At 69.4% G+C, this 12,244-nt stretch carries 12 protein-coding genes; 8 read left to right on the forward strand and 4 right to left on the reverse strand.

Annotated features, from left to right (window positions below; translation table 11 throughout):
- Positions 1-114: 114 nt before the first annotated feature.
- Positions 115-432, reverse strand: coding sequence for a histone-like nucleoid-structuring protein Lsr2 (locus LE181_RS30140; protein ID WP_190108307.1), 318 nt, complete (start codon positions 430-432; stop codon positions 115-117).
- A gap of 314 nt (positions 433-746) precedes the next feature.
- Here LE181_RS30140 and purS point away from each other — a divergent pair, with 314 nt between their 5' ends.
- The 6 genes from purS (at position 747) to purM (ending at position 7,673) form a co-directional block, all read left to right on the forward strand.
- Entirely contained in the window at positions 747-992 is a 246-nt protein-coding gene (gene purS / locus LE181_RS30145) for a phosphoribosylformylglycinamidine synthase subunit PurS (protein ID WP_006604673.1), read from the forward strand.
- The gene (purQ, locus tag LE181_RS30150) at positions 989-1,669 is read left to right on the forward strand and encodes a phosphoribosylformylglycinamidine synthase subunit PurQ (protein WP_225664689.1); all 681 of its coding nucleotides are present in this window, start codon (positions 989-991) and stop codon (positions 1,667-1,669) included. Before purS ends, purQ begins: the two co-directional genes overlap by 4 nt.
- The gene (gene purL, locus LE181_RS30155) at positions 1,669-3,918 is read left to right on the forward strand and encodes a phosphoribosylformylglycinamidine synthase subunit PurL (RefSeq protein ID WP_225664690.1); all 2,250 of its coding nucleotides are present in this window, start codon (positions 1,669-1,671) and stop codon (positions 3,916-3,918) included. The genes purQ and purL overlap by 1 nt, the downstream gene beginning before the upstream one ends.
- A 129-nt stretch (positions 3,919-4,047) precedes the next feature.
- Positions 4,048-4,884: a sterol carrier family protein gene (locus tag LE181_RS30160; protein ID WP_225664691.1), complete on the forward strand. Its 837-nt coding sequence runs from the start codon at positions 4,048-4,050 to the stop codon at positions 4,882-4,884.
- A 149-nt stretch (positions 4,885-5,033) separates the two neighbouring features.
- A complete protein-coding gene (purF, locus tag LE181_RS30165) occupies positions 5,034-6,551 on the forward strand; it encodes an amidophosphoribosyltransferase (protein WP_225664692.1) in 1,518 nt (505 codons plus the stop codon).
- A 39-nt stretch (positions 6,552-6,590) separates the two neighbouring features.
- Positions 6,591-7,673 (forward strand): phosphoribosylformylglycinamidine cyclo-ligase, encoded by a 1,083-nt coding sequence (gene purM / locus LE181_RS30170; RefSeq protein WP_225664693.1) that lies wholly within the window; start codon positions 6,591-6,593, stop codon positions 7,671-7,673.
- 102 nt (positions 7,674-7,775) lie between these two features.
- On the opposite strand, the gene LE181_RS30175 is transcribed toward purM, so the two are convergent.
- Positions 7,776-8,036 (reverse strand): DUF3073 domain-containing protein, encoded by a 261-nt coding sequence (locus tag LE181_RS30175; RefSeq protein ID WP_126914880.1) that lies wholly within the window; start codon positions 8,034-8,036, stop codon positions 7,776-7,778.
- A gap of 402 nt (positions 8,037-8,438) precedes the next feature.
- A complete protein-coding gene (locus LE181_RS30180; protein WP_225664694.1) occupies positions 8,439-9,575 on the reverse strand; it encodes a Leu/Phe/Val dehydrogenase in 1,137 nt (378 codons plus the stop codon).
- A gap of 193 nt (positions 9,576-9,768) precedes the next feature.
- On the opposite strand from LE181_RS30180, the gene LE181_RS30185 reads away from it, so the two are divergent.
- A complete protein-coding gene (locus tag LE181_RS30185) occupies positions 9,769-10,626 on the forward strand; it encodes a DUF8083 family protein (RefSeq protein WP_225664695.1) in 858 nt (285 codons plus the stop codon).
- Between the two features lie 483 nt (positions 10,627-11,109).
- Entirely contained in the window at positions 11,110-11,316 is a 207-nt protein-coding gene (gene bldC / locus LE181_RS30190; RefSeq protein ID WP_003949541.1) for a developmental transcriptional regulator BldC, read from the forward strand.
- Positions 11,317-11,811: 495 nt separating this feature from the next.
- On the opposite strand, the gene LE181_RS30195 is transcribed toward bldC, so the two are convergent.
- Positions 11,812-12,069, reverse strand: a complete 258-nt coding sequence (locus LE181_RS30195) for a DUF6274 family protein (protein ID WP_225664696.1) — start codon at positions 12,067-12,069, stop codon at positions 11,812-11,814.
- Between the last annotated feature and the right edge of the window lie 175 nt (positions 12,070-12,244).

Consider the following 12,244-nt stretch of genomic DNA (forward strand, 5'->3'; position numbering starts at 1 on the left):
ATGACCCCGAAGTTCCGGCCCGTTTCCCGGCCTTGCCCCTCGGCGTGATCCAGACTCTAGCTGATCATCCGGGGTGCTTGGCAAGTCGGGCCGGGAGCGAGGTCCGGCCACGGCTCAGCCCGCGGCGTTGAACGCCTCGTAGACCTTCTTGGGGATGCGGCCGCGCGGCGGCACCTCCATGCCGTTCGAACGGGCCCAGGCCCGGACCGCCGCCGGGTCGGGCGCCACGGACGTGCGGCGGTAGACCTTGCCGGAGCGGGACTGCTTGCGGCCGGCCTCCACGTAAGGCGCGAGGACGCCCCGCAGTTTCTTCGCATTGGCAGTGTTCAGGTCGATCTCGTACGACTTGCCGTCGAGCCCGAAGATGAGGGTCTCCGCGGCTTCCCCGCCATCGATGTCGTCGGAGAGTGTGACCACTACGCGCTGCGCCACGGAAATCGGTCCTTTCGGCCAGTATCACCACTTTGACCTGCGGTGATGTGAGGGTTGCGGTTGTTCTCGGTCAATACATATTCATTTGTACAACAAAGAGCAATGCCTGGTGAAGCCCAGTTAATTCTGTCGGTGCGCCTCATCGCAATCACGACGGTGCGATCTTCCGTTGTTTTTCCCGAACTTTTCCACCGGCTTCGCCCGGCCGCTGCTAAACGCGGAGGATAAGCCCAGCATATCTATGCGCGTAGATTTTTCGGGACTGTACTCTGGCCCTACCGCTTCAGCTCACGCACCACACACCGGGAGTGCCAGTGGCACGCGTCGTAGTCGACGTCATGCTCAAGCCGGAGATCCTCGACCCGCAGGGCCAGGCGGTGCAGCGCGCGCTGCCACGCCTGGGTTTTGAGGGGATCGCGGACGTCCGTCAGGGCAAGCGCTTTGAACTTGAGGTGGAGGGTCCGGTGGACGACGCCGCCCTCGCCCGAATCCACGAGATGGCGGAAACGTTTCTCGCCAACACCGTGATCGAGGACTTCACCGTGCGGGTCGACTCGTGACCGCACGCGTAGGGGTCATCACCTTCCCCGGCACCCTCGACGACCGCGACACCCAGCGCGCCGTCCGGATCGCCGGCCTCGAAGCCGTGCCGCTCTGGCACCGCGACAAGGACCTCAAGCAGGTCGACGCCGTGGTCCTGCCCGGCGGTTTCTCCTACGGCGACTACCTGCGCGCGGGCGCCATCTCCCGCTTCTCGCCGGTCATGGAGTCCGTCATCGAGCAGGCCAAGGGCGGCATGCCCGTCCTCGGCATCTGCAACGGCTTCCAGGTGCTCACCGAGACGCACCTGCTCCCCGGTGCGATGCTGCGCAACAACCACCTGCACTTCATCTGCCGCGACCAGAAGCTCCGCGTCGAGAACGCGGACACCGCCTGGACGACGGACTACGCGGCGGGCCAGGAGATCTCCGTCCCGCTGAAGAACATCGACGGCCGCTACGTGGCCGACGAGCGCACCCTGGACGAGCTGGAGGCCGAAGGCCGCGTGGTCTTCCGCTACCTGGACGTCAACCCCAACGGTTCGCTGCGCGACATCGCCGGCATCACCAACGCCGCCGGCAACGTCGTCGGCCTGATGCCGCACCCCGAGCACGCCGTCGAGCCCCTCGTCGGCACCGGTCGCACGGACGGGCTGGGGTTCTTCACCTCGATCCTGAGGAAGCTGGTCAACGCCTGATGACTCTCGACACCGTCAAGCACGCCAACGAGACCCCCGACGTCGACCAGCCCTGGGCCGAACTCGGCCTGAAGCAGGACGAGTACGAGCGCATCCGCACCATCCTCGGCCGCCGCCCCACCGGCGCCGAGCTGGCGATGTACTCCGTCATGTGGTCCGAGCACTGCTCGTACAAGTCCAGCAAGGTCCACCTGCGTCAGTTCGGCGAGAAGGCCCCCGAGAACGACGCCCTCCTCGTCGGCATCGGCGAGAACGCCGGCGTCGTCGACGTCGGCCAGGGCTACGCGGTGACCTTCAAGGTCGAGTCGCACAACCACCCGTCGTACATCGAGCCCTACCAGGGCGCGGCCACCGGCGTCGGCGGCATCGTGCGCGACATCCTCGCCATGGGCGCCCGCCCCGTCGCCGTCATGGACCCGCTGCGCTTCGGTGCCGCGGACCACCCCGACACCAAGCGCGTCCTGCCGGGCGTCGTCGCGGGCATCGGCGGCTACGGCAACTGCCTGGGCCTGCCCAACATCGGCGGCGAGGTCGTCTTCGACGCCTGCTACCAGGGCAACCCGCTGGTCAACGCCCTGTGCGTCGGCGTGATGAAGCACGAGGACATCCACCTCGCCAAGGCGTCCGGCGCCGGCAACAAGGTCATCCTCTACGGCGCCCGCACCGGCGGCGACGGCATCGGCGGCGTGTCCGTCCTGGCCTCGGAGACCTTCGACGACAGTAAGCCGACGAAGCGCCCCGCCGTCCAGGTCGGCGACCCCTTCCAGGAGAAGCTCCTCATCGAGTGCACCCTGGAGATCTTCCGCGAGGACCTGGTCGACGGCATCCAGGACCTCGGCGGCGCCGGCCTGTCCTGCGCCACCAGCGAGCTGGCCAGCGCCGGTTCCGGCGGCATGCGCGTCGAGCTGGACCACGTACCGCTGCGCGACGCGACGCTCTCGCCCGAGGAGATCCTCATGAGCGAGTCGCAGGAGCGCATGTGCGCGATCGTCGAGCCCGGCAAGGTCGCCCGCTTCCTGGAGATCTGCGAGAAGTGGGACGTCATCGCCACCGTCATCGGTGAGGTCACCGACGGCGAACGGCTGGAGATCTTCTGGCACGGCGAGCAGATCGTGGACGTACCGCCGCGTACGGTCGCCCACGAGGGCCCCGTCTACGAGCGCCCGTACGCCCGCCCGGACTGGCAGGACGCCCTGCAGGCCGACGACGCGAACAAGCTCGCCCGGCCGCAGACCGCCGAGGAGCTGCGCGCGCAGGTCCTCCAGGTGATCTCCTCGCCCAACCAGGCGTCCAAGTCCTGGGTCACCGACCAGTACGACCGTTTCGTGCAGGGCAACACCGTCCTGGCCCAGCCGGAGGACTCCGGCATGGTCCGCGTCGACGAGGACACGAACCTCGGCGTCGCGGTCGCCACGGACGGCAACGGCCGCTACGCCAAGCTCGACCCGTATGCGGGCGCGCAGCTCGCGCTCGCCGAGTCGTACCGCAACGTGGCCGCCACCGGCGCCCGCCCGCTGGCGATCTCCAACTGCCTCAACTTCGGCTCGCCCGAGGACCCGGCCGTCATGTGGCAGTTCGCCGAGGCCACCCGTGGCCTGGCGGACGGCTGCCTGGCCCTGGGCACCCCGGTCACCGGCGGCAACGTCTCGCTCTACAACCAGACCGGCGAGACCGCCATCCACCCGACCCCCGTGGTCGCGGTGCTGGGCGTGATCGACGACGTCAACCGCCGTACGCCGATGGCCTTCTCCGACGAGGGGCACCTGCTCTACCTGCTGGGTGACACCAAGGAGGAGCTGGGCGGTTCGGCCTGGTCGCAGGTGATCCACGACCACCTCGGCGGACTGCCGCCGGCCGTGGACCTCGACCGGGAGAAGCTGCTCGGCGAGATCCTCATCTCGGCCTCCCGCGACGGAATGGTCGACGCGGCGCACGACCTCTCCGACGGTGGCCTGATCCAGGCCCTCGTCGAGTCGTGCCTGCGCGGCGGCAAGGGCGCCCGGATCGTCGTCCCCGACGGCCTGGACCCGTTCGTCTTCCTCTTCTCCGAGTCCGCCGGCCGTGCGGTCGTCGCCGTGCCGCGCAGCGAGGAACTGCGCTTCACCGACATGTGCGGTGCGCGCGGCCTGCCGGCGACGCGGATCGGCGTCGTCGACGGCGAAGAGATCGACGTCCAGGGGCAGTTCGTCCTGCCGCTGGCGGAGCTGCGCACGGCCCACGAGGCCACCATTCCGGCGCTGCTCGCCTGACCTCACTCCTGCAACTCCCTTAACAGGCCCCGTGGGTGGAGCCCGGTCGCGGACTGGGCCCCACCCGTGGGTCCGGGTACTGAGTGCATTGGGCCCACCCGAAGCCTGGCCAACGATTAGGCTCGCGCCATGCCTCCAGCACCGCGCAAGCCCCGTGTTCGCACCTACGATCCCGCAAAGGTGCGGGCCGCCCTCGAAGGGCAGGTCCGGGCCGTCCGGGACGTGGTCACGGTGGCGTGCACGGAACCGGACGCGCAGCGGTTGCTGGCCGGGCGCACCCGGGTGGGGGAATGGACGGTCAGGGAGTTGATCGTCCATCTCGTCGGCGCGTTGGAGCTGTTGCCGCACCGGCTGGCGGAGCGGGCGGCGGTGCCGGCACGCGCCGAGGCCGGGTTGTTCGACTATGTGAACGGCCTGGGTTCGCAGGCCGCGCACGTCGCCGCCACGACGGCCGAGGGGGCTGCGGCGTTCGCCTCCGCGGATCCCAACGCCGTGGCGGACAGGCTGGACCGGGCCGGTGAGGGCCTGCTGGGCGCCGCTGCCGAAACGGACCCCGCCTCCCTCGTCCCGACGGCCTTCGGGGCCATGACGGTGGCCGATTTCCTGCTCACCCGACTGGTGGAACTCGTCGTCCACGCCGATGATCTGGCCGATGCCACGGGCATCGCCGTGCGCCACGACCGGCAGGCGCTGGCGACGGTCACCCGCTTGCTCACCGACGCCCTTGCGGTCAAGGCTCCCGGCGGGTCCGTGGAGGTTCGCGTTCCGCCGTTCGCCGTGGTGCAGTGCGTCGCCGGGCCCAAACACACCCGCGGTACGCCGCCGAACGTGGTGGAGACCGATCCGCTCACCTGGATCCGGCTGGCCACCGGCCGCGCGGACTGGGCGGTTTCCCTCGCGGAAGCGGCCGTCACGGCCAGTGGCGAACGCGCGGACATTTCCGAGCAACTACCTCTGCTCACCTGAGCGAACCCCGAAATTCAGCGGTCTATTCGTGGCACGTTCCTGCCACGAATAGGTGATTCGCTGTGCCTGTCGAGTGGCTGTCCGTGGTGTGAGCCATTTCAGGCCGTCCCCGGTTCGGATGAACCTCATCCCTGCCATAGACTTCAGGTGTGCCTCGTGGTGACGGACGACTCAACCACGACCTGCTTCCCGGCGAAAAGGGCCCCCAGGACGCTTGTGGCGTCTTCGGTGTCTGGGCTCCGGGTGAAGAGGTCGCCAAACTCACCTATTTCGGGCTGTATGCGCTGCAGCACCGTGGACAGGAGTCCGCGGGCATCGCGGTGAGCAACGGCTCCCAGATCCTCGTTTTCAAGGACATGGGACTGGTTTCCCAGGTCTTCGACGAAACCTCCCTAGGCTCCCTCACGGGCCATATCGCGGTCGGTCACGCCCGTTACTCCACCACCGGAGCCTCGGTGTGGGAGAACGCGCAGCCGACCTTCAGGGCGACCGCCAACGGCTCCATCGCCCTGGGCCACAACGGGAACCTGGTCAACACCGCCGAGCTGGCCGAGATGGTCGCCGCCCTCCCCCGGGAGAACGGCCGTGCCACCCAGGTCGCGGCGACCAACGACACGGACCTGGTCACGGCCCTGCTGGCCGGCCAGACCGACGACGACGGCAAGCCGCTGACGATCGAGGAAGCCGCCACCAAGGTGCTTCCGAAGGTCAGGGGTGCCTTCTCCCTCGTCTTCATGGACGAGCACACGCTCTACACCGCACGTGACCCGCAGGGCATCCGCCCGCTGGTGCTCGGCCGCCTGGAGCGCGGCTGGGTGGTGGCCTCCGAGACGGCCGCCCTCGACATCTGCGGTGCGACCTTCGTCCGCGAGGTCGAGCCCGGAGAGCTCGTCGCCATCGACGAGAACGGCGTCCGCAGCAGCCGCTTCGCCGAGGCCCGCCCCAAGGGCTGCGTCTTCGAGTACGTGTACCTCGCGCGCCCCGACACCGACATCGCGGGCCGCAACGTCTACCTCTCCCGCGTGGAGATGGGCCGCCGGCTCGCCGCCGAGGCCCCGGTCGACGCCGACCTGGTGATACCGACTCCCGAGTCCGGCATCCCGGCCGCGGTCGGCTACGCGGAGGCCAGCGGCATCCCGTACGGCACGGGCCTGGTGAAGAACTCCTACGTCGGCCGGACCTTCATCCAGCCGAGCCAGACCATTCGCCAGCTCGGCATCCGGCTCAAGCTCAACCCGCTCAAGGAAGTCATCAAGGGCAAGCGCCTGGTGGTCGTCGACGACTCGATCGTCCGCGGCAACACCCAGCGCGCCCTGGTGAAGATGCTGCGCGAGGCCGGGGCCGCCGAGGTCCACGTGCGGATCTCCTCGCCGCCGGTGAAGTGGCCGTGCTTCTTCGGCATCGACTTCGCCACCCGCGCCGAGCTGATCGCCAACGGCATGACGGTCGAGGAGATCGGCAAGTCGCTGGGCGCGGACTCCCTCGCGTACATCTCCCTCGAAGGCATGGTCGAGGCGACCACCATCGCCAAGCCCAACCTGTGCCGGGCCTGCTTCGACGGCGAGTACCCGATGGAGCTGCCCGACCCCGAGCTGCTCGGCAAGCAGCTTCTGGAGACCGAGCTGGCCGGTGGCACGGACGCCGCCGACGCGCTCCGTCGCCCGTAACGCCCCGTAGTACCGAACGACACGAAAGATCTCAAGACCATGTCTTCTGAGACTGCTAGTGCCGAAGGCGGCGCCAGCTACGCAAGCGCGGGCGTCGACATCGAGGCGGGCGACCGCGCCGTCGAGCTGATGAAGCAGTGGGTCAAGAAGGCCACCCGCCCCGAGGCCGTCGGCGGCCTCGGGGGCTTCGCCGGCCTCTTCGACGCCAGCGCCCTCAAGCGCTACGAGCGCCCCCTCCTCGCCTCCGCCACGGACGGCGTGGGCACGAAGGTGGACATCGCCCGTCGCATGGGCGTCTACGACACCATCGGTCACGACCTCGTCGGCATGGTCGTCGACGACCTGGTCGTCTGCGGTGCCGAGCCGCTGTTCATGACCGACTACATCTGCGTCGGCAAGGTCTACCCCGAGCGCGTGGCCGCCATCGTCAAGGGTATCGCCGAGGGCTGTGTCCTCGCGGGCTGCGCGCTGGTCGGCGGCGAGACCGCCGAGCACCCGGGCCTGCTGGGCCCGGACGAGTTCGACGTGGCCGGCGCCGGCACGGGCGTGGTCGAGGCGGACCGGCTGCTGGGCGCGGACCGCATCCGTCCGGGTGACGCCGTCATCGCGATGGCCTCCTCCGGACTTCACTCGAACGGGTACTCACTCGTCCGCCATGTGCTCTTCGACCGGGCCGGCTGGGAGCTGGACCGGGAGGTTCCGGAGTTCGGCCGCACGCTCGGCGAGGAGCTGCTGGAGCCCACGAAGATCTACTCGCTGGACTGCCTGGCCCTCACCCGTACGGCGGAGGTGCACGCCTTCTCGCACATCACCGGCGGCGGCCTCGCCAACAACCTGGCCCGGGTCGTCCCGGACGGCCTGCACGCCACCGTGGACCGCTCCACGTGGACGCCCGGCGCGGTCTTCGACCTGGTCGGCAAGCTGGGCGGCGTCGAGCGCGCAGAGCTGGAGAAGACCCTCAACATGGGCGTCGGCATGATGGCCGTCGTGCCCCAGGAGTCCGTGGACGTCGCACTGGCCACCTTCGCCGACCGGGGCGTCGAGGCATGGGTGGCGGGTGAGGTCACCGAGCGCGGTGATCACACCGAGGCGGTGGCCCTGACCGGCGACTACAGCAGCTGACCCGCTGCGGGTGACTGCCCGGGGCCACCGGCTCCGGGCAGCACAGAACCCGGTCCGGGGCGAGGCCCCGGACCGGGTCGGTGAAAAGCTATGACTGTCGCGTCAAGCGCGGCGACGGTATGCGGACTGGTCGGACGACTGCTCGTCCTCGTCCTCATCGTCGTTGTAACGCGCCGCGTACTGAGCGTACGGGTCGTCGTCCAGCTCGTCCTCGAGCGGCTCGCTCTCCGGCGGCGGCTTGATCGCTGCCGGCTGCGTTGCGCCCAGCTCATTGGCCAGACGTGAGAGGTCGGTCCCGCCGCTGTTGTACTTCAGCTGGCGGGCGACCTTTGTCTGCTTGGCCTTGGCCCGGCCGCGCCCCATGGCTCGACCCCCTCATTGACGGGGCTCGACGGCCCCAGAGTCTTGACACGCGTTCACGTTCATGAGTGCAGAGCGGACCCCTGTGAAGGTGTCCGGCCTGTAGAGCTTCAACGGTACCTGCTTCCGCGGCCATACGGTACGTCGCCCGCATGACGTGCCACGGAGCACATACGACGCAGAACCCTGTACTCGCTGGTCAGCTGCGATTTTAACGTGTCCTGGGCGCCGACCCGCCGAGGGGTGGTGAGAGATCTCTCCTTCCGCACCGGCCGGTGCCCCTTTCTGTGGGGACCGCTGTGCGGCCACCGACCACCCGCTCGGGCGAAGCGGATCACCCGAGCGGGTGAACGGTCTACGGACCGTGAACGGCCGTGACGGCGTGGAACCGCCGCCGGGCCGGCCCTACCGGGTGGCCGCGACCGCCCCTCGCGCCGCGCGCGCCTCGGCCATGCGCTGATCGGCGAGGCGGTCGGCCGCGACGGCCGGCGGGATGCCGTCCGCCTTGGCGCGATCGAATATGGCCAAAGTCGTGTCGAAGATCAGGGTCGCCTTGGCCTTCGCCCGGTCGAAGTCGAAGCCGTGCAGCTCATCGGCGACCTGGATCACTCCACCCGCGTTCACCACGTAGTCCGGGGCGTAGAGGATGCCGCGGTCGGCCAGGTCCTTCTCGACACCGGGGTGGGCGAGCTGGTTGTTGGCCGCGCCGCAGACCACCGTGGCGGTGAGCGCGGCCACGGAGTCGTCGTTCAGGGCGCCGCCCAGCGCGCAGGGGGCGTAGACGTCGAGCGGGGTGCGGACGAGCACGTCCGCGTCGGTCACCGCCGTGACCTGCGGGTGACGGGCCACGACCCGCTCCACGGCCTCGGCCCGCACGTCCGTGACGACGACCTCGGCACCGTCCTCCACGAGGTGGTCCACCAGGTGGTGGCCCACCTTGCCGACGCCCGCGACGCCGACCCGGCGACCGCGCAGCGTGGGCTCGCCCCACTGCGTCTGCGCGGCGGCCCGCATGCCCTGGAAGACGCCGAAGGCCGTGAGCACGGAGGAGTCGCCGGCACCGCCGTTCTCCGGCGAGCGGCCGGTGGTCCAGGGGTTCTCGCGGGCGACGACGTCCATGTCCTGGACGTAGGTGCCGACGTCGCAGGCGGTGACGTAGCGCCCGCCGAGGGAGGCCACGAACCGTCCGTACGCGAGCAGCAGTTCTTCGGTCTTGATCAGATCGGGGTCACCGATGATCACCGCTTTCCCGCCGCCGTGATCGAGTCCCGCCAGGGCGTTCTTGTACGACATGCCGCGCGAGAGGTTCAGCGCGTCCCGCACCGCCTCCTCCTCGGAGGCGTACGGGTAGAAGCGGGTACCGCCGAGGGCGGGGCCCAGGGCGGTGGAATGAAGGGCGATGACGGCCTTGAGGCCGCTCTCGCGGTCCTGGCACAGCACGACCTGCTCGTGGCCGCCCTGGTCCGATCGGAACAGGGTGTGCAGCACGCCGCCGTCGGCGCCGGAGGTGGGACGTACGTCAGTCACGGTGGTGACTCCCATATGTCGCGGAGGGTGCCCTCCGAGGGGTGGTGGAGGGCCGGTTGCCCAAGAGGGTAAGACCTGGCGTCCGGCCGTATCCGTCCCCTGCCGAGGATCACCCTCCCGGGCTCCTGCGCCATGGGACGATTTGGACGGTATGGGGAGGCGCGCCGCGCAACTCCCCGGGGGTGACCTACGGCTTGAGGGAGCGAGCGTGGGCGTGGCGTCGTCGGTGACCGTCCCGTACGCGGCATATCTACGGGTCTATGAGCCGCTGGGCGCATTCCCCGAACCGGAGCGCTCGCACTGGCTGCGCTACGCGCGCCGGGCGGCGCTCCCCACGGCCCAGGACGAACTGCGCAGGTCACTGGCGGACTTGCTGCCCACCCCGCCGGTGCCCGTCCCGGTGCACGAGAGCGGGGACGCCTTCGTGGCGGTCGTGGACGGCGTGGTGTGCGTCTGTCCCTGGCGGACCAGGCTGCGGGGCTGGCTGGCGCTGGAGGAGCTGGCCGGGCACTTCCCGCCGCCCGTCCTGGACGCGGCCCTGCCGCCGGTGGTGCGCCGCCAGGCGCAGGCGGACTACGAGCGCTGGGCGGAGCGCAACCCGGACGCCCGCCCGTGGATCAGGACGGCCACCTGGCAGGTGCCGCTGCGGTGGTTCGTGCTCTTCTCCGACGACGAGCGGGAGTACGGCAAGGGCGAGCCCGGCGCGGACGACGGGCACGACGGCCTGGTGCTGCGCTACCGCACGCCCATGGTCCAGGCCCGGCGGCGGGTGGCCCGGGCGCTGCGCACGCTGCGGGACGCGATCGAGGAGGGGCCGTTGATCGACGGGCTGGTCGAGGTGGGGCGGTGGCTGGAAGAGTTCCACCCGCGGTCGCTGGTGGAACTCGACTACGGCGGACTTGTGCATATGGTTCCCGAGGCACAGCTCGCCGAGGACCGTTCCGCCGCCGACACGGCGGAGGGGCTGGCCGCGCTGCGGGCGGGTGACGGAGCACGGGCCGGTGCGGCGTACGAGCGGCTGACGGAACGTTGGAGGGCGGTCCGCAACCGTCAGTTCGCCAACTGATCCGGCGGCGGCGGGGCCGGCCGGGAGCGCGGGTCAGGACCTAGGTCCCGATCCGGGCCATTGCCGCAACCGTGATCTAACGCACTTACGTCAGGTCTTGCGCCCATCGCCCACCCTCGTGGCAAAATAGGACAAGGAGTCCAGGAAGGGCTCCTTCCGTCCAAGTAAGGGCGGATAGTTCGGTATTGCACACCTTGAAGGGTCTGGTGGCCTCTGATCCCGCTGTGACTGATCGTCACGGTGGCGTGACTGTCCGCTATGGCATGGTCCATCGGCTTCCGTCGAGGTTGAACACCTGAGAGGGCAATTCCATCGGTTTGGCCGACGTGGCTGGACAGATGGTGTAGTTGTAGTGCCGAGGACAAGCCGTTCGTCCTATAACCGACTCGGCCCGCGTCCGCCATTTCGGGCAACGCGGGTCAAGGTGCAGAATTTAGAGGAAAGAACCGACGTGATGGTTCGGTTCTCCCGAGGAGGCCGCTCATGACCGCTCGCACCCCTGATGCCGAGCCGCTGCTGACCCCGGCTGAGGTTGCCACGATGTTCCGCGTGGACCCGAAGACGGTCACCCGCTGGGCCAAGGCTGGCAAGCTCACGTCCATCCGCACGCTCGGAGGACACCGGCGCTACCGCGAAGCGGAGGTCCGCGCCCTGCTGGCGGGCATTCCGCAGCAGCGCAGCGAGGCCTGAACAACTGAATGACCGGGCGATTTCCGGGGCCCCCAACCCGGCTGCCGCCCTCTTGAGCTCCATCTGAAGCTCCACAAGCAACACGCGACGGGATGTCTGCCCCAACAGCATCCGTGCCCACCGACTTGGGCTGGTCGTTCGATCGCGCTGGACTCCGCCGGGTCCAGCGCGATCTTTTTATGCCCGGACACCGGCTGCCGGCCGCCCGGCCGCCGCCCCGTGGTGGGCGCTGAGGGTCCGTGGGGGCATCCGGAAGGCCGGTGCAATTGCACATATTAAATTGACCGGGCGTAGGAGGGGGGTAAGTTCCCCCACTCCAGGAACTCTTTCGGTGACTCCCGTCACACCGGCTCGTGCTTGTCACTCATTGTGCCCCTGAGGTAAAAGGCCCACGGGGCCAAAGCCGTGCCCGCCCGGCCCTGTTGAAACGCGGCCGGTTCGGCCGGTCGTCACCGCGGAGCCCGTCGGGGCCGTCACCGGGAAGAGGGACTTTCCCTAAGCGCCGTCCACGCCGTCCACGCCGTCCACGCCGTCCGGGCCGTCTGCGGCGTTCACGGCGTCCGGACCGCCCGCGGCCGCCTGTGGGGCGCTCCCGGCCTCCTGGGCGAGCCTCAGCAGCCGGTGACAGACGGGGCAGTGTCTGGTCAGGTGGCGATAGCCGACGGCGGCCGAGAGGTGGGCGCGCAGCAGCGCACGGGTCTCATGCCGGACGCGCTCGGTCTGCCTGTCCTCGGGCCGGGTGGTCGTCGTCATGTGGCGCAGCACCTCCCACTGACTGGGTACCCCTGGCACGTGTCGCAGTCAAGGTCGAACGCACGAAGGCCCGGATCCACAAAGGGATCCGGGCCGGGAACGACAGTGAGGCCCGTAGCCAAGGGCTACGGGCCTCACCATAATGCGGTCCTGACGGGATTTGAACCCGCGGCCT

It is taken from the genome of Streptomyces sichuanensis, assembly GCF_020328095.1.
Lineage (GTDB): Bacteria > Actinomycetota > Actinomycetes > Streptomycetales > Streptomycetaceae > Streptomyces > Streptomyces cinnamoneus.